General features: G+C 62.6%; 3 protein-coding genes (1 of these 3 running past the window's edge). All 3 read right to left on the bottom strand.

Going from position 1 to position 24,542, the window contains the following annotated elements:
• Tightly spaced (each overlapping or abutting the next), the 3 genes in view from PMI30_RS05065 to PMI30_RS0129960 form a layout consistent with a single transcriptional unit that may run on beyond the window.
• On the bottom strand, positions 1–12,000 hold the 5' portion of the coding sequence (locus PMI30_RS05065) for a non-ribosomal peptide synthase/polyketide synthase (protein ID WP_008013519.1). It extends 1,533 nt beyond the left edge of the window; the window shows 12,000 of its 13,533 coding nt (coding positions 1–12,000); it begins with the start codon at positions 11,998–12,000; the stop codon falls past the left edge of the window.
• Complete coding sequence (locus PMI30_RS32245) at positions 12,000–15,671, bottom strand: amino acid adenylation domain-containing protein (protein ID WP_443216318.1); 3,672 nt, start codon at positions 15,669–15,671, stop codon at positions 12,000–12,002. Before PMI30_RS32245 ends, PMI30_RS05065 begins: the two co-directional genes overlap by 1 nt.
• Entirely contained in the window at positions 15,668–24,379 is an 8,712-nt protein-coding gene (locus tag PMI30_RS0129960) for a non-ribosomal peptide synthetase (RefSeq protein ID WP_008013516.1), read from the bottom strand. The genes PMI30_RS32245 and PMI30_RS0129960 overlap by 4 nt, the downstream gene beginning before the upstream one ends.
• Positions 24,380–24,542 lie beyond the last annotated feature (163 nt).

Raw genomic sequence — 24,542 nt, 5'->3', positions numbered from 1 at the left:
CGCTTCGAACCGCGAACGCAGCGGCAGCACGTTGACGAAGAAGCCGATCAGCCGCTCAAGCTCTGGCTGTTCGCGCCCAGCGACGTCTGCGCCGACCAGCACATCGGCGCCTCCACTGACCTGGTGCAGCAACACCTGGAACGATGCCAGCAGCGTGCTGTACAACGTGACGCCTGCGTCCATGGACAGCTTGCGCAGTGCGCGGCTCAAACCGGTGGTAAGCCGGAACTGCACCGCGTCACCCTCATAGGACGGCGTCAGGCCGCGCGGGTTATCCAATGGCAGCAGCAGCTGCCCGCTGTAACCACTGAGCCGGTCTTTCCAGTACGCCGCCTGTTGCCCCAGGACCCCTTGCTGCTCAAGCGCCTGCTGCCACAGCGCGAAGTCGGAATATTGCACCTCCAATGCCGGCAGTGGCGTCAGGTTGCCGTCTTCGGCACGGTCGTAGCTGTCGTAAATTTGCACCAATTCATTGATCAAAATCCCCATCGACCAACCATCGGAAATGATGTGATGCATGGCGTACAGCATCACATGCTCGGTCGGCCCCAGGTGCAGGATTCGCCCACGCAACAGCGGCGCCTGTTCCAGGTCGATCGGTGTGCGTGCGTTGTCCAGCACCGCTTGCGCCACCTGCTCTTCCTGAGCGCTGCGCGACAGTGCGGACAGGTCGATCACCGGGAAGTCCAGTTCGACATGTTCGGCGATCAGCGCAATCGGGTCGCCCTCGTCGTCTTGCATATAAGCGGTGCGCAACACTTCGTGGCGGCGCACCACTTCGGCAAAGCTGCTCAACAGGCGCTCGACCGACAGCTCGCCGCGCAGGCGCAGGGCCATCGGCATGCCATAGGCAGAGGAGCCGCCGGACAGTTGCTCGGCGATCCACAGGCGGCGCTGCACCAACGACAACGGTGCGCTGTGCCTGGCGCCATGGGCCTTGAGCACCACGGAGCGAGCGCCTGCGCCTGTCGCTGGCGTGTCCTGCTGCTGACGCATCCAGGTCGCCAGATCCTTGAGCCGTGGATGGTTGAACAGGTCACGCAAGTTCAACGTGCCGCCCGTGAGTTTGCGCAAGCGCGACACCGCCTGAGTCGCCAGCAGGGAATGCCCGCCCAACTCGAAGAAGTGATCCTCGCGACCGACCCGCTCGAGTTCCAGCACGTTCTGCCAGACCGCCGCAATCTGCTCTTCAAGCTCGCCGACCGGTGCGACAAAGTCCCGGGCCGATGCACTGGCATCAATGCTCGGCAACGCCTTGCGATCGATTTTGCCATTGGGCGTCAGTGGCAGGCTTTCGAGGAACAGCACATGCGCCGGCACCATGTAATCCGGCAGGTTTTGCTTAAGATGTGTCTTGATTTCTTCGCGCAGTACGGCCTGAGTCGAGGCATCGCCACGCACCAGCGCCGGGTCATCGAACACTACGTAGGCAACCAATTGCTGGCCCAACGCGCCTGGATGCGCCACGACCAGTGCCTGTCGCACGCTCGGTGCCTGCAGCAGACGGGCTTCAATTTCGCCCAGCTCTATACGGAAGCCACGCACTTTCACTTGATGGTCGATACGCCCGACGTATTGCAACGTGCCGTCGGCCTGATAACGGGTCAGGTCACCGGTGCGGTACAAACGTTCGCCGTTGCTGGCAAACGGGTTCGGCACGAACTTCTCGGCGGTCATCGCCGGGCGCCCCAGGTAACCGCGGGTGATGCCGGCTCCGGCCAGGTACAACTCGGCCGATGCGCCCAGCGGCGCCGGTTGCAGATCAGCACCGAGCAAATAGCTGGCAGTGCCGTTGAGCGGCCGACCGATGTTCGCCGTGCCGCCGGCTTCGCGGCGACTCCAGGTGGAATAGGTGGTGTCTTCCGACGGGCCATACAGGTCGTAGACATGTTCGATGCTCGCCTGTTGGTACAACGTCTCCACCAGACTCTGCTTCAGTGGCTCACCGGCCAGGTTGATGATGCGCACGCCTGACGGTATGTGCCCGGCATCCTGCAATGCGGCAATGGCCGACGGTACGGTGTTGATCAGGCGCACCTGCTCCCGCGCCGGCAAGTGCGGCAGTTCCAGAGCATTGCGAGCGATGATCAGCGAACCGCCGTTGGCCAGGGTGACAAACAGCTCCCACACCGACAGGTCGAAGCACACCGACGTCGAGGCCAATACCCCTTGAATGTCGTCGCGGCTGTACACCGACCGCGACCAGTCCATCAGCGCCAGCACATTGCGATGGGTAATCGCCACGCCTTTGGGCTTGCCGGTGGAACCGGAGGTGTAGATCACGTAGGCCAGGTTGTCCGGCGTCACCGCGGTCACCGGCGCGTGGTGCGGATAAGCCGCCAGTGGCGCTTCGAGCTGATCGAGCAGCAGCACCCGGGTGTCGGCGCCTGTGGCCAGCGTCGTCGCCACCGTCTGTTCGGTCAGCAGCACCAGGGCACGGCTGTCCTCCAGCATGTAGGCCACACGATCGGCCGGATAATCCGGGTCCAGCGGCACATAGGCGCCACCGGCCTTGAGCACCGCGAGCAACGCCACCAGCAAATTGTCGGAACGCTGCATCGCCACGCCAACACGGACTTCCGGGCCGACACCACATTCGATCAGCTTGTGCGCCAGACGATTGGCCCGCGCATCGATGTCGGCATACGTCAGCTGCCGGTTGGCGAAGGTCACGGCCAACGCTTGCGGCTGCACAATGACCTGACGATCGATCATCTGGTGAATGCACAGATCCTCGACGCCACTGACTTCGCTGCGGTTCCAGTCGCGCAGTACCAATTGCTGTTCGGCTTGGTCCAGCAACTCCAACTCGCCGAGACAACGCTCGGCGCTGGCGCTCATATGGATCAACAGGTGCTGCAACTGCGCCGCCAGTGTCGCCACGGTGGCTGCGGCAAAACGGCTGTGCTGATAGCTGAAATGCACCGTCAATCGGCTGTCCAGGCTCACCGCCAGCGTCAACGGGTAGTTGGTTTGCTCATGCCTGGCCACCTCGCCGAAGCGCAGGTCTTGCGGCGCGCCTTTCTCCAGCGCCTGGGAAATCGGGTAGTTCTCGAACACCAGGATGTTGTCGAACAGGGCTTCACCGCCCTGCCCGGCCCAGCGCTGAATGTCGAACAGCGGCGTATGTTCCTGCTCACGCAGCAACAGATTCTGTGCCTGCACCTGCTGCAACCACTGCGCCAACGGTTGTTCGGCACGGGGGCTGGCGATGACCGGCAAGGTGTTGATGAACAACCCGATCTGCTGTTCGACCCCACTCAGCTGCGCTGGACGACCAGAAACCGTGGCGCCGAAACTGACGGTGTCCTGCCCGATGTAGCGCTGCAACAACAGCAACCAGGCGGCCTGAACCAGCGTATTGACGGTGACCTTCTGTCCCCGGGCAAAGGTGTTGAGGTCACCGGTGACAGCGGTGTCCAGGGTCAGGACATGCTCACCCTGCGTATCGATGCCAGCCTGGTTGCCACGGTAAACAAGCGCGTCGGCCAGACGGGTCGGCGCTTCGACGTTCGCCAGTTGGCCCTTCCAGAAGTGCTCGGCGACCTGCGCGTCCTGTTGCCCCAACCACTGGATGTAATCCCGATAACGACCCGCCACGATCGCCGGTGCCTGGCCGCTGTAGCGTTGCAGCACTTCGCCCAGCAGCTGCGAGTTGCTCCAGCCATCCATCAGAATGTGGTGGCTGGTGTAAATCAGCTGAAAGCGTTCGGCGGCAACTTGTACCACCACCAGGCGCAGCAGAGGCGCCTCATGCAGGTCGAAGCCCTGTTGCCGCTGTGCATGAGCCAGTGCCTCGAGCGCCTGGGGCAGGTCGTTCTGCCCACGCCAGTCATGGAAGGTGAACGGCACTGGCAAGCGCTTGTGGATCACTTGCTGTGGCCGCTGCAATTCGCCGTCCCAGACAAAACTGCTGCGCAACACATCGTGCGCATCCAGCGCCGCTTGCCAGGCATCGCGGAAACGCTCGACCTGCAAACCTTCGACGTCCACGCACAGCTGATTGATGTAATCGCCGGCCTGCTGCTCGTAAAGGGTGTGGAACAACATGCCTTGCTGCATCGGTGACAACGGGTAAATATCTTCGACCTGACGTGGCGTCACGGGCAACGAATCGAGCTGGATTTGCGTCAGCCTCGCCAGCGGGAAATCCGACGGTGTCAGCCCCTGGTGCCGAGCCTGACAGCAGTGCTCGATCAATATCCCCAATTCCCGCGCATAAGCATCCGCCAACCGCGCGATGGTCGATTGATCGAACATCTGCCCGCTGAATGTCCAGCCGATACTCAATTCACCGCCATACACCCGACCATTGAGGGTCAGCCAATTGTCCAGAGGCGCCAGCGGACTTTGCTGCGCGCCCGCCGATTCGCTGGCCGGGGTGAACAGTGCGCCCGCCTCGTCGCCGAACCCGGCATCGAACTGGCCCAGGTAGTTGAAGGTAATGCGTGGCACGGGCAACGCTTGCAGCGCCTGGCGGGTGCTGTCATTGCCCAGATAGCGCAGCGCGCCAAAGCCCAGGCCCTTATCGGGGATCGCCCGCAGTTGCTCTTTGATCGTCTTGATCGAGTCCTGCGCAGTCGCTGCCGGTGTCAGCCTGACCGGGAACAGACTGGTGAACCAGCCTACGCTGCGGCTCAGGTCAAGTTCGTCGAACAACGCCTCGCGACCATGACCCTCGAGCTGGATCAGGGTCGATGCGTCGCCCGTCCAGTCCGCGATCACCCGCGCCAGCGCCGTCAGCAGCAGGTCGTTGACCTGTGTGCGATAGGCCGCCGGCGCCTCTTGCAACAGCTGGCGGGTCTGCTCTTTGTCCAGACGGGTTTGCACATGCAAGGCATGGTGATTGTGCAACTCACCCTGCGGTCGATCGCAGGGCAAATCATTGCGTGAACCCTGCAATTGCCCTTGCCAGAACGTCAGCTGAGCCTGCATCACCGCGCTGTCGGCATGTTGTTGCAAGCGTCGCGCCCAGGCCTGGGTGGCGCTGGTCTTGGCCTGCAATTTGAGCGCTTCGCCGGCCTGCAACTGCTCGTAAGCCTGCTGCAGGTCTTCGAGCAGAATGCGCCAGGACACGCCGTCGACCACCAGGTGATGGATCACCAGCAACAGACGCTGACTGCCATCGGCCATGTTCGCCAGCACCGCGCGCAGCAGATTGCCGCTCGCCAGTTCGAGGCTGCGCTGGGCCTGCTCGCCCAACTGTTCGAGCGCCAGCGCATCGGCGACCTCGGCGGTCCACAGCAACGGCGACTGTTGCCAGAGCGCCTGTTGCTCGGCCAGGGAACGATGCTGCGCGGTCCAGTTGTCGCCCTGACGGGTGAAGGCCAGGCGCAACGCATCGTGATGCGTGATCAGTGCCTGCAACGCACGCTCCAGGTGTTGGGCATGCAACGGTTTGGCGGATTTGAGCAGCACCGACTGGTTCCAGTGGTGCGGCTCGGCCATCTCGCGTTCAAAGAACAACTGCTGAAATGGCAGCAATGGCGTGTCGCCGGTGACCGGGCCCTGATCGATGCTCAAGCCGCTGTCGCCGAGGGTCGCCACCGCCGCTAGGCTTTGCACGTTCTGGTGCAGGAACAGGTCTTTGGGGCTGAAATGAATCCCCGCCTGACGCGCACGGCTGACCACCTGAATCGAGATGATCGAATCGCCGCCCAGCTCGAAGAAGTTGTCGCTGATACCCACCTGCGGCCGACCCAGCACGCTTTGCCAGATGTCCACCAACGCCTTTTCAATGGCAGTGGTCGGGGCGGTGTACGCCTTGCTGCTGGCCGTCGTGTCGGCCTTTGGCAACGCCTTGCGCTCCAGTTTGCCGTTGGGGCTGACCGGCATTTTTTCCAGCCACAGCCAATGCTGCGGGACCATGTAGTCCGGCAATGTCTGGCTCAAGTGTTCCTTGAGGCTGCGCTGCACGGCGTTGCGAACGTCATCGTCGGCCTGCAGCAGTGCGTCGCGGGCCGGCACCACATACGCCACCAACAGCGTGCCGTCCTGGGCGATGACCACCGTTTCACGGACTTCGTCGTGTTCGGCCAGGCGCGCTTCAATCTCGCCCAATTCGATGCGCAGGCCACGGATTTTCACCTGATGGTCCATGCGCCCGGCGTATTCGATCACCCCGTCGGCGCGATAACGCGCCAGGTCGCCGGTGCGGTACAGACGCTGGCCGTCACCGAAGGCACTGGTGACAAACCGCTCGGCAGTCAGCGCGGCACGGCGGTGATAACCCCGGGCCAGGCCTTCGCCGCCCAAGTAAAGTTCGCCGATCACACCCACCGGCACCGGCGACAACTCGTGATCGAGAATGTAAGTGCCCAGGTTGGCGATCGGCTGGCCGATCGGCACGCTGTCGCGACCTTCCTCGATGCACGTCCAGTGCGTGACGTCGATGGCCGCTTCGGTCGGGCCGTAGAGGTTGTACAGACCGGCATTGGGCAACTTGGCAAACACTTGCTGCTGTGCATCCACTTGCAGGGCTTCGCCACTGCACACGATCCGGGTCAGGCTGGTGCACTCGCCCACCAAAGGGTCTTGCAGGAACGCCTGCAACATCGACGGCACGAAGTGCAGTGTGGTGATGCGTTGTGCGGTGATCAGTTCGATCAACTGCGCCGGATCACGATGAACACCCGGCGCGGCCACCACCAGGGTCGAACCGGTCAACAGCGGCCAGAAGAACTCCCAGACAGACACATCGAAGCTGAACGGGGTCTTTTGCAGCACGCTGTCCGTGGCGTCGAGTCGATAGGCCTGTTGCATCCAGCACAGACGATTGACCAGCGCCGAATGACGGTTACCCGCGCCTTTCGGTTTGCCGGTGGAGCCCGAGGTGTAGATTACATAGGCAAGGTTTTCCCCATCCAGGTCGACGCCCGGGTTGGCGTCGCTGCGGCCTTCCAGCCAGTCGCCGTCCTGATCCAGCACCAGGCTGCGAATGCCTGCCGGGATCGGCAATTGCTCAAGCAAGTGGCTCTGGGTCAGCAACAGCTGAATGCCGCTGTCTTCAAACATGTAGGCTAGGCGTTCCTGCGGGTATTCCGGGTCCAGCGGCAGATAGGCACCGCCGGCCTTGAGAATCGCCAACAGGCCCACGACCATTTCCACGGACCGCTCGACCGCGATGCCCACCAGCACATCCGGGCCGACGCCCTGCTCGATCAGCGCGTGAGCCAGTTGGTTGGCTCGGCCATTGAGCTCGGCGTAGCTCAAACGTTGTTCGGCAAACACCAGCGCACACGCCTGCGGGGTTTTACCAACCTGCTCTTCGATCAACGCATGCACGCTGCGATTCAACGGGTAGTCGACGGCGGTGGCGTTCCAGTCGACGACCGTCAGCTGGCGCTCCTGGTCATCGAGCAATGCCAATTGCCCGATCGGCCGGTTGATGTCCGCGACCAGGCCCCGCAACAGATTCAGCCAATGCCGGCCCATGCGCTCGATGGTCGATGGCTCGAACAGATCGGTGGCGTAGGTCAGCGAGGCGTGCAGGCCTTGCGGGTTGTCACTGGTGTCCAGGGTCAGGTCGAACTGCGCGGTGCGGTGCTCCCAACTGAGATTTGCAAGCTCGATGCCCGGCAAGGATTCGGCCAGCGTTGACGCCGCTTCACTGCGATGGTTGAACATCGCCTGGAACAGCGGGCTGTGGCTCAGGTTACGTTGCGGTTGCAAGGCATCGACCAACTGCTCAAACGGCAAGTCCTGATGCATCTGCGCCGCCATGGCCGTCTGCTTCACCTGTTGCAACAGTTGAGCGCCCGTCAGATGGCCGTCGAACTCGGCGCGCAGCACCTGAGTGTTGACGAAGAAACCGATCAGACGCTCGGTTTCCAGGCGGTTGCGGTTGGCAATGGGCACACCGACGCGGATGTCGGCCTGACCACTGTAGCGATGCAACAAGGTCTGGAACGAACCGAGCAACAGCATGAACAGGGTGACGTTTTCGCGCCGGGCCAATGCCCTCAATGCATTGCTCAGGGATTCGTCGAGGGTGATCGGCAGACGCGCGCCGCGGAAACTTTGTTGCGCCGGACGCGGATGATCCAGTGGCAACTCCAGCAGCGGCTGCTCGCTGCCCAGCTTTTCGGTCCAGTACGCCAATTGCCGATCCCGTTCACCGGCGGCCATCCATTGACGCTGCCAGACCGCATAGTCGGCGTACTGCACCGCCAGCGCCGGCAGTTCGGCTGGCCGGCCCTGGCTGATCGCCGAATACAGGCCCATCAGGTCATCGATCATCACCTGCAACGACCAGGCGTCGGAGACGATGTGGTGCAGGGTCAGCACCAACACGTGATCCTGCTCGCCCACTTGCAGCAGGACGAAGCGCACCAACGAACCGTCGAGCACATCGAACGGGCGTTGCGTCTCCTGTTCGACAAAGGCCTTGATGCTCGCTTCATCGCTGACGGCCAGACGTTGTTCGACAAAGCTCACGCGACCTTGCGGACGGATCACCTGCCAGGTGCGGCCATCTTCCTCGACGAACACCGTGCGCAGGCTTTCGTGGCGCTCCACCAGCGCCTGGAAGCTTTGTTGCAGTGCGTTTTTGTCCAGCTCGCCGCGCATCCGCAGTGCGGTCGGGATGTTGTAGGCAGCGCTGTCGGGGTCCATTTTCCATAGGAACCATTGGCGCTCCTGGGCAAAGGACAACGCCAGCGGTTGATCACGATCGACCCGGGTCATCGCCGGTGACTGTTCGTCTGATTCGGCTTCGGCGCCCAGTGCCTGGACGAAATCCTCCAAGGTGCTGTGCTCGAACAGGCTGCGCAACGGTACCTGGATGTCCAACACCCGACGTACCCGCGACACCACTTGGGTCACCAGCAGGGAGTGCCCGCCCAGCTCGAAGAAGTTGTCGGTCAGGCCCACGCGGTCCAGCTTCAGCACGTCCTGCCAGATGGCGGCGACTTGCTGTTGCCGTTCGCTCTGCGGGGCGACGTAACGTGCCTGCAACTGGCTCGCATCCACCGCCGGTAACGCCTTGCGATTGAGCTTGCCATTGGGCGTCAACGGCAGGCTGGCGAGGAACAGCACATGCGCCGGGACCATGAATTCCGGCAGGCATTCCTTGAGCCGCGCCTTGAGTTCATCGCGCAGAGACTGCTGATCGTCGATGGCATCGAGGTCCAGTTGCGGCGCGACCACATAGGCCACCAGTTGTTGGCTGCCCAGGGCTTCCTGCGCCAGCACTGCCACTTCGCGAACCGCTGGTTGCTCCAGCAAACGCGCTTCGATTTCGCCCAGTTCAATGCGGAAACCGCGGATCTTCACTTGATGGTCGATGCGCCCCATGTATTCGAGCACGCCGTCGTGACGATGGCGCGCCAGGTCGCCTGTGCGGTACAGCCGCGCGCCGTTGCCGAACGGGTCGGGCAGGAAGCGTTCGGCGGTCATCGCCGCACGGTCGTGATACCCACGGGCCAGGCCGTCGCCACCGATCAGCAGCTCGCCAATGGAACCCGCCGGGTTCGGCGCCAGATCGTCGCCCAAAATGTACAGCTTGGTATTGGCAATCGGTTTGCCGAGGTACGGCTGGCGCTGCTCGCGGGTCAGCTGCCAGGCCGCCGACCAGATGGTGGTTTCGGTCGGGCCATAAAGGTTCCAGACCTGCCCTGCCAGGCCAAGCATGCGCTGGGCCAGGTCATCGGCCAGCGCTTCGCCGCCGCAGAGGAATTTACAGCCCTGGAGGATGGGAGCCTGTTCGTGGTCGAGCAACATGCGCCAGGTCGACGGCGTGGCTTGCACCACCGTGACCTCCTGTTGCCGGATCATTTCCAGCAGCGCTTGTGGATCCTGGGCGGTCTGCTTGTCCACCAGCACCACACGGGCACCGCTGAGCAGCGGGCCGTAGATTTCCAGGCCAAAAATATCGAACGAGAATGTGGTCAGCGACAGCATGCGATCCTGGGCATCGATGCCCGGCTCCTTGACCATGCTCACCACAAAGTTCACCAGCGCCTGATGGCGCACCATCACCCCTTTGGGCTTGCCGGTGGAACCGGAGGTGTAAATCGCATACGCCAGGTGTTCACCGCTAATCGACACCTGCGGATCGGCTTCGCTGTAACCGCGAGCGTGTTCGCCTTGCGGGTCGAGCAACAGGGTCTGCACGCCAGCCGGAATCGGCAATTGCCCGATCAAATGCGCCTGGGTCAGCAGCAGTTGCAGACCGCTGTCTTCGATCATGTGCGCCAGACGGTCTTGAGGGTATTGCGGGTCCAGCGGCACGTAGGCACCGCCCGCCTTGAGAATCGCCAACAGACCGATCAGCATTTCCAGGCTGCGGTCGATGGCGATACCGACCAATTGATCCGGGCCGACGCCCAGTTCGATCAGCCGATGCGCCAACTGGTTGGCCTGGCGATTGAGTTGCGCATAACTCAGCGATTGCCCTTCGAACACCAGCGCCGTGGCCTCTGGCGTGCGCAGGGCCTGGGCTTCGATCAATTGATGGATGCAACGGTCGGTCGGGTATTCGGCGGCGCTGCGGTTCCAGTCCACCAGCACCTGCTGTTGTTCGACTTCGTCGAGCAGGGCCAGTTCGCCCACCCGCTGCCGCGGATCGGCAACGAGGCTGCCCAGCAGGTTTTGCCAATGCCGTGCCAGACGTTCGATGGTCGCGCCGTCAAACAGGTCGGTGGCGTAGGTCAGCTGTGCACCGAGGCCCTCGGGGCCGTCGAACGTTTCCAGGGTCAGGTCGAATTGCGCGGTGCGCGATGGCTGATGCAAGTGGCGGATCGTCAACGCTGACTCGCCCGCGCCCTGCCGGCTTTGGCTGGCGCCAGTGCTCTGGTGGTTGTACATGACCTGGAACAGCGGGCTGTAACTCAGGCTGCGTTCCGGCTGCAAGGCCTCGACCAGTTGTTCGAAAGGCAGGTCCTGATGCGCCTGGGCGGCCATCGCGGTCTGTTTGACCTGGGCCAGCAGCGTGCTGAATGTGGCCTGTGCATCGAACTCGGTCTTGAGCACCTGGGTGTTGACGAAAAAGCCGATCAGCCGCTCGGTCTCGACCCGGTTGCGGTTAGCGGTCGGCACGCCGACGCGAATGTCGACCTGGCCACTGTAGCGATGCAACAAGGTCTGGAAGGACGCCAGCAACAGCATGAACAGCGTGACGTTTTCGCTTTTGGCCAAGGCCCGCAAACGCTCGCCCAGTGCCGGCGGCAACGCCAGTTCATGACGGCCCCCCCGCAGACTCTGGACCGCCGGGCGCGGGTAATCGGTGGGCAATTCCAGCACCGGATGCTCGCTGCCCAAGTGCGCCTGCCAGTAGTCCAGTTGCCGCTCGCGCTCCCCGGCTTCCATCCAGTGCCGTTGCCAGATGCCATAGTCGGCGTACTGGATCGACAACTCCGGCAAAGCGAGTTCATGGCCCTGGCGGTAGGCGCCATACAGCTGCAGCAACTCGTCGACCATGACCCGCATCGATGCGCCATCCGAGGCGATGTGGTGCTGGGTCAGGGTCAGCACGTGCTCCTGTGCGCCAAGGCGCAACAGGCTGACGCGCAACAACGGCCCGTTGATCAGATCGAAAGGCTGCCCGGCCTGTTCAGCCACGAACGCCTGAATCTGCGCCTCTGGCGACAGGGCACCGGGACTTTCATCCAGTTCGTGCACGGCGACGGTCAGGCTCATCTGCGGATGAATCACCTGCACCGCCCGCTCATCCTGCTGCTGGAATGTGGTGCGCAGGCTTTGATGACGGGCAATCAGGGTATTGAAACCGCGTTCGAGCGCCGATACGTCGAGCTCGCCCTGCAACTGCATGGCACTGGGGATGTTGTAGGCGGCGCTGTCGGGGTCCATCTGCCAGAGAAACCACTGGCGCTCCTGCGCAAAGGACAGCGGCACTGGATCGAACTGCGACTGTGTTTCGGGAATCGGCAGGTTCGCCGGCGAAACACCCTCCTCAAGCATCTTCTGCAGATAGACCCTGCGCTTGTCGAGCGGCAAAGTAATGAAGCGCCGGGCGATCTTCAAAGCGACATTGGTATCCATCAAGCTTCCTCCATTTCGTCAAGCAGGGCGTCCAGCTTGCTCAGTTTCAACGTATCGACCTGCTCACCTGCGGTTGCCAGACTGCTGACGAAATCCGTGAGTACGGGGTGTTGAAAAATCAGTTGTGGGGTCAGTTTCAGGCCCAGTTCCAGTTGCAGGCGTGAAACCACATTGACGGCCAACAACGAGTGGCCGCCCAGTTCGAAAAAGTTATCCAGCAAGCCGACCCGCTCGATTTGCAGTACGTGCTGCCAGATCGCCGCGACCTGCTGCTCGCGCTCGCTCTGCGGGGCGACATAACGCACCTGCAAATTACTGGTCTCCACCGTCGGCAACGCCTTGCGGTCGAGTTTGCCGTTGGGTGTCAGCGGCAGGCTGGCGAGGAACAACAGGTGCGCCGGAACCATGAACTCCGGCAGGGATTCCCTGAGCCGTGCCTTGAGTTCGTCGCGCAAAGACTGCTGATCGTCGGCGGCAGTGAGGTCCAGTTGCGGCGCGACCACGTAAGCCACCAGTTGCTGACTGCCCAAGGCTTCCTGCGCCAACACCGTCACTTCGCGGACCGCCGGTTGCTCCAGCAGGCGCGCTTCGATTTCACCCAGTTCGATGCGGAAACCGCGGATCTTCACTTGATGGTCGATCCGCCCTCGGTACTCGAGCACGCCATCGGCCTGATAACGGGTCAAATCGCCGGTGCGGTACAGGCGCTCGCCATTGCTGGCGAACGGGTTCGGCACGTACTTCTCGGCGGTCATGCCCGGCCGGCCCAGGTAACCACGGGTGATGCCGGCGCCTGCCAGGTACAGCTCGGCGGACACGCCCAAAGGCACCGGTTGCAGGTCCGCATCCAGCAAGTAACTGGCAGTGTGCTTGAGCGGCCGGCCAATGTTCGCCATGCCACCGGCCTCGCGACGGGTCCAGGTGGAATAGGTGGTGTCTTCCGACGGGCCGTAGAGATCGTAGACATGCGCAACGGTCGGTTGCCCATAAAGCGCATCGACCAGCGACTGCTTCAACGGCTCACCCGCCAGGTTGATAATGCGCACGCCCGGCGGAATCTGCCCGGCGCTCTGCAAGGCACTGATCGCCGACGGCACACTGTTGATCAGGCGCACCTGATCCCGGGCCGACAATTGCGGCAACTCCATGGCATTGCGGGCGATGATCAGCGAACCGCCGTTGGCCAAGGTGACAAACAACTCCCACACCGACAGGTCGAAGCACACCGACGTCGAGGCCAGCACCCCTTGAATGTCGTCACGGCTGTACACCGATTGCGACCAGTCGATCAGCGCCAGCACGTTGCGATGGGCGATGGCCACGCCTTTGGGTTTGCCGGTGGAGCCGGAGGTGTAGATCACATAAGCCAGGTTATCCGGCGTGACACAGGTGACCGGGGCGATGCGCGGATAATCCGCCAGTTGCGGCTCGATCCGGTCCATCAGCAGCACTTGGGTTTGCGCCGCCACGTTCAATGTTGCCGCAACAACCTGCTCGGTCAGCAGCACCAGGGCGCGGCTGTCTTCGAGCATGTAGGCCACGCGGTCGACCGGGTAATCCGGGTCCAATGGCACGTAGGCACCGCCGGCCTTGAGCACTGCGAGCAGCGCGACCAACAGGCTGTCGGAACGCTGCATCGCCACGCCGACCCGCACTTCCGGGCCCACGCCCAATTCGATCAGCTTGTGGGCGAGTTGGTTGGCGCGGCTGTCGAGTTCGGCGTAAGTCAGCTGTTGGCTGGCGAAGGTCACCGCCAGCGCGTCTGGTTGAGCGGCGACTTGGCGGTCGATCAACTGATGAATGCACAGGTCTTGGGCGAAACCTTCGTCAGCACGGTTCCAGTCCAGCAAGACTTGCTGCTGCTCGGTTTCATCCAGCAGTACCAGCTCGCCGAGGCAGCGTTCACCGGCGTCGATCATTTGGCTCAACAGATGCTGCAGATGAGCCGCCAATTGCGCCACAGTCGCCGATGCAAAACTGGCGCGCTGATAGCTCATGTGCACCGACAATTGAGTGTCGAGGCTCACCAGCAGGGTCAACGGATAGTTGGTCTGCTCCAGACTTGCCACCGGACCAAAGCGCAGCCCTTGCGGCGCGCCCTGCTCCAGCGCTTGGGAAATCGGGTAGTTCTCGAACACCAGAATGTTGTCGAACAGCGCTTCACCGCCCTGCCCGGCCCAGCGCTGAATATCGAACAGCGCAGTGTGTTCGAACTCGCGCAATGCCAGGTTTTGCGCTTGCACCGCTTGCAACCAGCTGTTGAGCGATTGCTCGGCCCGTGGGCTTGCGATCACCGGCAAGGTGTTGATGAACAGACCGATCTGTTGCTCGACACCCGGCAAGTCGGCCGGACGACCGGCAACCGTCGCGCCGAAGGCCACGGTATTTTTACCGGTGTAGCGTTGCAACAGCAGCAACCAGGCCGCCTGCACCAAGGTGTTGACGGTGACTTTCGAAGCCCGGGCGAATTCACCCAGACGCAGGGTTTGATCGGCATCCAGCACCTGGAAATGATCGCCATAACCCTGAACGTTATCAGCCGCCGATGGTTTCGCGACGGTCTGGGCCAGGCGCGTCGGCTCATCCAGCGCGTGCAGCGCCGGAGTCCAGAACGCTTCGCTGGCCGCCGTGTCCTGGCGTTGCAGCCAGGCGATGTAATCGCGATAACGCCCACTGTGAGCGGCATTGAATTGACCGCTGTAACGCTGCAGCACTTCACCGAGCAACTGCGAGTTGCTCCAGCCATCCATCAAGATGTGATGGTTGGTGTAGATCAGGTGATGACGGTTGTCGTCGATGCGCGCGATCACCAACCGCAACAAGGTCGATGCGCTCAAGCTCAGGTTTTGCCGTTCCGTGTCGGCGAGCGTCTGCAAGGCTTGATCGCGCTGCGGATGGATGCGCAAATCATGCAGGCTGTAAGGCATCTGCGTGTGTTTGCTGACCACCTGCACCGGGGTTTCCAGTTCGCCCTGCCAGACAAACCGCGTGCGCAGAATGTCGTGGGCATCCACGGCCGCTTGCCAGGCCTGATGGAAACGCTCGGGGTCGAGCCCTTCAACATCCAGGCGTATCTGGTTGATGTAATCGCCGGTGGTTTCTTCGTACACGGCATGGAACAACATGCCCTGCTGCATCGGCGACAGCGGGTACAGGTCTTCGATCGACTGCGGCGCCAGCGGCAAGCCGTCCAGTTGTGCCTGGCTCAAGCGCGCCAGCGGGAAGTCCGACGGGGTGACGCCGTGATTTCCGGTCTGGCAGCAATGGGCGATCAGTGCTTGCAGTTCCAGTGCGTAATCGTCGGCCAGACCCTGGATGGTCGCCTCATTGAACATTTCACGGCTGAAGGTCCAGCCCAGGTTCAGTTCGCCGCCATACACCTGACCGTTGAGGGCCAATTGGTTAGCCAATGGCGCGTTGGCATCCAGCTCATCGCCAGCCGCTTCGCTGGACGGCACGAACAACGCGCCGTCAGCTTCGGTGAAGCTGCCGTCGAACTGGCCCAGGTAGTTGAAGGTCAGGCACGGCACCGGCAATTGGCTGAGGGTTTTACGTGCAGCCTCGTCACCCAGATGGGCCAGCGCTCCAAAACCGATGCCCTTGTTCGGGATCGCTCGCAGCTGTTCCTTGATCTGTTTCAGCGAGCCGCCAAGGTCAGCGACTGGCGTCAGTTTCGCCGGGTACAGGCTGGTGAACCAGCCGACGTGCGGGTCAGGTCAATGCCGTCGAACAGCTCTTCACGGCCATGGCCTTCGAGCTGGATCAATGTGCTGTCGGCGCCGGTCCAGCGCACCATGACGCGGGCCAGTGCGGTCAGCAGCAAATCGTTGACCTGGGTGCGATAGGCCGCCGGGGCGTCTTGCAGCAATTGCCGGGTCAGTTCCTTGTTCAGTTGCGTGCGCACCGTCAATGCGTGCCGGTTCTGTTGCCCGCCCTGGGGATTATCCGCCGGCAACGCCACCTCGGCGCCTTGCAACTGCTGTTGCCACCAGGCCAGTTCGGTGCGCAGTTCAGCACTGTGGGCGTAGGTTTGCAGGTGTTCGGCCCAGACCTTGGCGGCGCTGGTTTTGGCTGGCAATTGCAGGGTTTCGCCGGTCAACAGTTGACGGTAGGCGGTTTGCAGATCGTCGAACAGAATGCGCCACGACACGCCGTCCACCACCAAATGGTGGATCGCCAGCAACAGTCGCTGACTGCCGTCATCGAGGTTCGCCAGCACCGCGCGCATCAGTGGCCCGTGCTGCAGGTTCAGGCTGCGTTGCGCTTCGTTGGCCACTGCTTCCAGTGCCGTGGCGTCGGCGACGTCGACCGCCCAGACCATCGCATCAGTCTGGCTGTCCAGCGGGCGGTACTGCGCCTGCCAACCCTCGGCCTGTTCGACGAAGCTCAAGCGCAAACCATCGTGGTGCGCAACCAGTGCGCCCAACGCCTGCTCAAGCAGCGCAGCGTCGAGGGGTTGCGTCGTCTTGAGCATCACCGCCTGGTTCCAGTGCTGGCGCTCGGGGATGGCCTGCGTGAAGAACACCTGTTGCACCGGCAACAACGCCAATTCGCCCGTCACCGGCCCTTGGTCGATGACCTGAGCCTGTTCGCCAAGCCGCGCCACCGTGGCCAGTGCCTGAATGGTCTGGTGCTGGAACAGGTCTTTGGGGGTGAAGCGGATACCGGCCTGACGGGCGCGGCTGACCACTTGAATCGAAATGATCGAATCGCCGCCGAGCTCAAAGAAGTTGTCGCTCAAACCGACCTGATCGAGTTTCAGCACGTCCTGCCAAATCGTCGCCAGTTGCTGCTCCAGCGCGCTTTGCGGCGCCACGTAGGCTTGCTGCAATTGACTGACGTCCGGTTTGGGCAGGTTCTTGCGGTCGAGTTTGCCGTTGGGGGTCAGCGGCAGGCGCTCAAGCAGCAGCAAATAGGCCGGGACCATGTGCGCCGGTAGTGCGGCTTTAAGTTGTTCGCGCAGGCTTTCGGCAAAATCGCTGCGATCGGCATTGAACGCGTCGGCCACCACATAAGCCACGAGGCGCTTGCCGCTGCCGGCGGTGCCTTCCTGGGCGACCACCACGGCTTCGCGCACACCTTCGAGGCTTTGCAGGCGCGCTTCAATTTCTCCCAGCTCGATACGGAAACCGCGAATTTTCACCTGATTGTCGATGCGATCCAGGTAATCGAAAGTACCGTCGGCACGCTGACGCACCAGGTCGCCGGTGCGGTACAGCAGGCCACCGACAGCGCTGAACGGATCGGCGACAAACCGTTCCGCCGTCAGCCCCGGACGGTTCAGGTAACCCCGGGCCAGGCCCGTGCCGCCCAAGTACAATTCACCGGCCATGCCTTGGGGCAGCAGGTTCAGGTCGGCGTCCAGCACGTAAGCGCTGCGGTCACCGATACGACTGCCGATCGGCGCATAGGCCGCACCGCACGGCACCTTGCGCCCGGCCTTCCAGATCAACGGCGTGACCACGGTTTCGGTCGGGCCGTAGCCGTTGATGATGTAGTCCGGATCGAGCGCGCGCTTGACCCGCTCGAAACTGGCGTTGGGCACGGCATCGCCGCCGAAGCAGTAGATCCGCACCTTCGGCGGGTTGCCTTCACGTTCGGCATGCTCGGCCAGTTGTTGCAGGTAGACCGGCGGGAACGCCACCACCGTCACGCCGTGTTCGCGCATGGCGTTGTAAGTCTGCTCCGGGGTCCAGAGGCTGTCATCGCGAATCAGCAGCGAGGCGCCGTGGGTCAGGCTGGTCAGCCAGCGCTCGTGGGCGCCGTCGAACGCGAAGGACATGAAGTGGAATTCGCAGTCGCTGTCACGCATTTCATAGCGCTCGCCGATGGCCTGGCAGTGCATCGCCAGCGGGCCATGGGCAACGCTCACGCCTTTGGGATTACCGGTGGAGCCGGAGGTGTAGATGACGTAAGCGAGGTTCTGCGGATCGAGCTGCACCTTGGGCGCATTGAGGGATTGGCTGCGCAGATCGAGGCGGTCGAGCTCCAGCACCGGGACCGAGTCCTCCACCGGCAACTGCGCAGAAACAGCAGAATCGGTCAGCAACAATGCCAGCCCCGAATCCTCAATCAGATAGGCCAGGCGTTCACGGGGATAGCTGGTGTCCAGCGGCACGTAGGCACCGCCGGCCTTGAGCACCGCCAGCAACGCGACGATCACCCCTTCGCTGCGCGGCAAGGCCACGCCGACCCGGCTTTCCGGGCCGACACCCAGCGCGATCAGGGCGTGGGCCAACTGATTGGCGCGTCGGTCGATATCGCCATAACTGAAACGCTGACCGGCGAAGATCACCGCCGTGCGCTCCGGGCGCTGGGCGGCGAGTTCGGCGATGCGTTGGTGAACGGCGACATTCACCGGGTACGGCTGCGGCTGGTTATTGGCCTGTTGCTGCGCGAGTTCGGCGGCGCTGGCCAAGGCGATTTCGCCGAGGTTGCGTTCGGCCGACTCGGCGAACTGCTCCAGCAGTTGCAACAGGTGCACACTGATGCGCTCGATCGCCGACGTGGAGAAATGCGCCCGGTCGAAGCTGTAATGCAGCGCCAGTGTCTGGCCCAGCGTCACGGCGACGCTCAACGGATAATGGGTTTGTTCAAGGTTGGCGACTTCGCCGAACACCACGCCTTGCTCCGCGCCCTGTTGCAGCGCCTGCGCAATCGGGTAGTTCTCGAACACCAGAATATTGTCGAACAGCGCTTCGCCACCCTGCCCGGCCCAGCGTTGAATGTCCGCCAGCGGTGTGTGTTCAAACTCGCGCAAGTTGAGGTTTTGCGCCTGTACGGTTTGCAACCAGTGGCCAACGCTCTGATCCGGACGCGGCGCGCCGATCACCGGCAAGGTGTTGATAAACAGACCGACCTGTTGCTCGATGCCGGGCAAGTCTGCCGGGCGCCCAGCCACCGTGGCACCGAAGGCCACGGTTTCGTGACCGGTGTAGCGTTGCAACAACAGCAGCCACGCGGCTTGCACCAAGGTGTTGAGGGTGACCTTCTGTTGCCGGGCAAAGGCTTCAAGGCCTTGGGTGCGACTGACTTCCAGGGTCTGGAAGTGATCGCCGTGCCCGCTCAGGGTTTCGTTGCCGGACACCACCAGGGCCAGCCGGGTCGGCTCTTGCAAGGAGGCCAGCGGCTCGCTCCAGAAATCCTGGCTCGATTGCGCGTCCTGACGTTGCAACCAACCGATGTAATCGCGATAGCGCCCGCCGGTGGCTATCGGCGCGCGACCGCTGTAACGCTGCAAGACTTCGCCGAGCAACTGCGAATTGCTCCAGCCGTCCATCAGGATGTGGTGATGGGTGTAAATCAGGTGCCAACTATCGGCGGCGGTTTGCACCAGTACCAGTCGCAGCAACGGCGCCTGGCTCAGGTCGAACCCTTGTTGGCGTTCGGCATCGGCCCGTTCACGCAAGGCCTGAACCTGATCGCCACGCTCACGCCAGTCGAGCACGGTGAACGGCAACTGAACCTGTTTATGGACGATCTGAACCGGTTGCTCCAGTTCGCCCTGCCAGACAAAGCCTGTGCGCAGGATGTCTTGAGCATCGACAGTGGCCTGCCAGGCCGCGAGGAAACGCTCGGGGTCGATGCCTTGCACATCCACCCGCAGCTGATTGATGTACTCACCCGCCGCCTGCTCGTAAAGGGTGTGGAACAACAGCCCCTGCTGCATCGGCGACAACGGGTAGAGGTCGTCGAGTTGCCCGGCGGCCACCGGCAGTGCATCAAGTTGTACTTGGGTGATGCGCGCCAGCGGGAAGTCCGACGGCGTAGCCTGTGGGGTTTCGAGGGTGCAGCAATGTTCGATCAACGCATTGAGTTCGACAGCGTATTGATCAACCAGCTGCTGGATGGTCGCGGTGTCGAACATCTCACGGCTGAAGCCCCAGCTCATCGACAGCTCACCGCCGTACACCTGACCTTCGACCGTTAGCCAGTTGGCCAAAGGTGCCGACGGATCCTGGGCCGCTCCACTGCCTTCGCTGGACGGCACAAACAGCGCCGCCGCGTCGAACTGACGGTCGAACTGCCCCAGGTAGTTGAAGGTGATGCGCGGCTGCGGCAGGGCTGCCAGTGCGGCGCCAATTTGCGGATCGGCCAGGTAGCGCAGAACACCGTAGCCCAGACCTTTGTCCGGTACCGCGCGCAGTTGCTCCTTGACCGTTTTGATCGATGCGCCGAGATCGTCGGCCGGGGTCAGGTTGACCGGAAACAGGCTGGTGAACCAGCCGACGGTGCGGGTCAAATCGATGTCGTCGAACAGGTCTTCGCGGCCATGCCCTTCGAGCTGGATCAGCGTGCTGCCCTGCCCGGTCCAGCGGCACACGGCCCGCGTCAGCGCAGTCAGCAGCAGATCATTGACCTGAGTGCGATACGCCGCCGGTGCCTGTTGCAATAGTTTGCGGGTTCGCTCGGCGTCGAAGGTGAGTTCGACTTTCTGCTCGAAACGGTTTTGCAGTGCGCCGTCAGGGCGATCGCACGGCAAGTCGTTTTGCGCTGCATCGCGCAGTTGGGCCTGCCAATAATCGGCACTGTTGCGCAACGTTGGCAGGTGGCTTTGCAGACGCGCCACCCAGCGTTGGCAGGAACTGGTTTTCGCCGCAGCGGTCAGCGTCGAGCCGTCGCGTACCTGACGGTAGAACTGCTGAAGATCCTCCAGCAACACCCGCCACGAAACCCCGTCCACCACCAGGTGATGAATAGCCAACAGCAGCCGTTGCGTGCCGTCGGCCATGTCCACCAACAGCGCTCGCAGCAATGGGCCGTGACTCAGATCAAGACTGCGCTGGGCTTCGTCGCACAAGGCATTCAGTTCTTCGGCCGATTGCGCCGAGCGTTGCCACAACACCGACTCGCTGGACACCGCGCCATAGGCTTGCTGCCAACCGGCATCAGTCATTTCATATCGCAGACGCAAACCGTCGTGATGCTTGAGCAACTGCGCCAACGCTTGATCCAACGCCCCGGCCTCCAGCGTTTCGCGTGGGACCAGCAGCAGCGACTGGTTCCAGTGGTGACGCTGCGCAATGGCTTGCTCGAAGAACCAGTGCTGCACCGGCGTCAGGGCCACCGCGCCAACGGCCGGACCTTGATCGATCAGGTTCTGTTCACCGCAGCGGGCCACTTGCGCCAGGCTGCGAATGGTCTGGTGCTGGAACAGGTCCTTGGGACTCAACACGATGCCCGCCTGACGCGCGCGGCTGACCACCTGCATCGACACAATGGAATCGCCGCCCAGTTCGAAGAAGTTGTCTTCCAGGCCGACGTTGTCGATGGCCAGAACGTCCTGCCAGATCGCTGCCAGGGACTTTTCCAGCGCCGAGCGTGGCGCCACGTGTTCGCGTTGCTGCTGAGTGCCGTCGACCGCAGGCAAGGCTTTACGGTCGAGTTTGCCGTTGGGCGTCAACGGCAATTGCTCGAGGAACAGCAGATAAGCCGGCACCATGTAATCCGGCAAATGTTGGCGCAGGGCAGCTTTCAGGGTTTCACGCAGGCTCGCTTGAGCATCGGCATTGCCCGTCAACACGCCTGCATCGGTCGGCACGATGTAGGCGACCAATTGCTGCCCGCTGGCGCCGTCCTGAGCCAGCACTGCCAGTTCGCGCACCGCGTCCTGCTGCAACAGCCGCGCTTCGATTTCACCGAGTTCGATACGAAATCCCCGAACCTTGACCTGATGGTCGATGCGACCGACGTATTGCAATGCACCGTCGACCTGATAACGGGTCAAATCGCCCGTGCGATACAGGCGCTCGCCGTTGCTGGCGAACGGGTTCGGCACGTACTTCTCGGCGGTCATGCCCGGTCGTGCCAGGTAACCTCGGGTGATGCCGGCGCCGGCCAGGTACAGCTCGGCCGATACACCTTGGGGCACCGGTTGCAGATCGGCGTCCAGCAAATAACTGGCGGTGTGTTTGAGTGGCCGGCCAATGTTGGCGGTGCCGCCGGCTTCGCGCCGAGTCCAGGTGGAATAGGTGGTGTCTTCCGATGGACCGTAGAGGTCGTAGACGTGCTCGAGGGTCGGCTGCCGATACAACGCATCCACCAGGCTCTGCTTCAGCGGCTCACCGGCGAGGTTGATGATGCGCACACTCGGCGGAATCTGTCCGTCGCGCTGCAAGGCATTGATCGCCGATGGCACGGTGTTGATCAGGCGCACCTGATCACGAGCCAGCAATTGCGGCAACTCCAGGGCGTTGCGCGCGATGATCACTGAGCCGCCATTGGCCAAGGTGACAAACAGCTCCCACACCGACAGGTCGAAACACACCGACGTCGAGGCCAGTACCCCCTGAATATCGTCGCGGCTATAGACCGACTGCGACCAGTCGATCAGCGCCAGCACGTTGCGATGGGCGATGGCCACGCCTTTGGGTTTGCCGGTGGAGCCGGAGGTGTAGATCACGTAAGCCAGGTTATCTGGTGCGACGCGAGTCACCGGCGAGCTGCTCGGGTAAGCGGCCAGCCACGGCTCGGCGGCATCCATCAGCAGCACTTGGGTTTGCGCAGTCACGGGCAGCGTCGCGGCCAACGCCTGCTCGGTCAACAGCACCAGGGCGCGACTGTCTTCGAGCATGTAGGCCACTCGTTCGGCCGGGTAATCCGGGTCCAGCGGCACATAGGCGCCACCGGCCTTGAGCACCGCCAGCAACGCCACCAGCAGACTGTCGGTACGCTGCATCGCCACGCCGACCCGCACTTCCGGGCCCACGCCCGCCTCGATCAGTTTATGGGCCAGACGATTGGCCTGAGCGTCGAGTTCGGCGTAGGTCAGTTGTTTTGCCGCGAAGGTCACCGCCAGCGCGTCCGGCATGGCCGCGACTTGCCTGGCGATCAGCTCATGGATGCACAGATCATCGGCGAATCCTCGGTCAGCGCGGTTCCAGTCGTGAACGATGCGCTGATACTCCGCGGCTTCAAGCAACGGCAAATCGCTGATGCGCTGCTGGCTGTCGTTGACCATGCCGCGCAACAGATGGGTCCAGTGCCGTGCCATGCGGGTGATGGTCGCAGCGTCGAACAGGTCGTTGGCGTAGGTCAGCGCGGCGTGCAGTTGGCCGGCCTTTTCATAGGTATCCAGGGTCAGGTCGAACTGGGTGGTGCGCCCTTCCCATTCGATCACGCCCAGTTCCAGGCCCGACGCAGTGGTCACCGTGGAAATGTCCGCCACCTGCGGCTGATGGTTGTACATCACCTGGAACAGCGGCGTGTGGCTGAGACTGCGTTCCAGCTTCAACGCTTCCACCAGCCGCTCGAACGGCAAGTCCTGATGGGCCTGGGCGCCGAGGGCGGTTTCCTTGATGTCACTGAGCAAATCGGCCACGCGGGTCTGGCCGTCGAGCCGGGTGCGCAGCACTTGGGTGTTGACGAAGAAACCGATCAGGCCTTCGATTTCACCGCGATTGCGGTTAGCGATCGGCACGCCGACGCGGATGTCGGTCTGCCCGGTGTAACGATGCAGCAACGCGTTGAACGCGCCGAGCAACAGCATGAACAAGGTGATGTTGTGTTTCTGCGCGGTGGCGCGTAGTTGCTCGGCCAGTTGACCATCGACCCCGAACTCATAACGCGTGCCGCGATAGCTGGGCATCGCCGGGCGCGGGTGATCGGTGGGCAGTTCCAGCACCGGATGATCACAGCCCAATTGGGCTTGCCAGTATTCCAGTTGCCGCGCCTGCTCGCCGGCTTCCAGCCAGCGACGTTGCCACAAGGCATAGTCGCTGTACTGAATCGGCAGCGGCGCGAGCTGCGGTTGCGCGCCCGCATCATGGGCGTCGTAGCAGCGGATGAACTCGTCGATCAACACGTTCATCGACCAGCCATCGGAAACGATGTGGTGCAGGGTCAGCAGCAGCACGTGCTCCTGCTCGGCGAGCTTGAGCAGCTTGACCCGCAGCAGCGGCCCGACGGCAAGGTCGAACGGCAGCAGCGATTGCTGCTGGGCAGCCTCGGCCACAGCCTGCTCGCGCTCAAGGGCCGGCAATGCGCTGAAATCGACCTGTTCGATCACCAGCGGCGCACTGGCCGGCACTTGTAGCAGAGTCTCGTCCGCCTGGCGCTGGAACACCGTGCGCAGGGTTTCATGACGCGCCACCAGGCTGGCGAACGCTTGCTCCAGGGCCGGCAGGTTCAACTGCCCGGTCAGGCGCACCGCGCCCGGCAAGTTATAGGCGCCACTGTGCGGGTCCAGTTGCCAGAGAAACCACATGCGCTGCTGAGCGTAGGACAGCGCCTGCCGATCCTCGGCCTCGACCCCTTGCGGAATCGGAAAACGGGCAAAGTCCACGCCCTCCTTGTGCAAGGCCGCAAGGAACATCTGGCGCTTTTCCAGGGGCAACCCGATAAACCGGCGAGCAAGTTTCAAGGAGTCTTCAGCATTCATTTCTTAGCATCCGGATCAGTAGGCAGGAAGCACAAAGGCACGTCGTCCCTATAAAACGAATGCAGACCAGAAAAATTAGCGTTTGAGAACAAGTATCAGAAAGGAGGTAACGCGGGGAAAACAAGGAGGTCGCAGATCAATGTGGGAGCGAGCCTGCTCGCGA

This window comes from Pseudomonas sp. GM50, assembly GCF_000282375.1.
Lineage (GTDB): Bacteria > Pseudomonadota > Gammaproteobacteria > Pseudomonadales > Pseudomonadaceae > Aquipseudomonas.
Note: the sequence above shows the minus strand (reverse complement) of the source record. Positions and strands in the feature narration are given on the sequence as shown.

Excerpts from the sequence above, each read along its gene's own strand:
- PMI30_RS0129960 (WP_008013516.1), bottom strand. The coding sequence starts at position 24,379 with ATGAATGCTGAAGACTCCTTGAAACTTGCTCGCCGGTTTATCGGGTTG.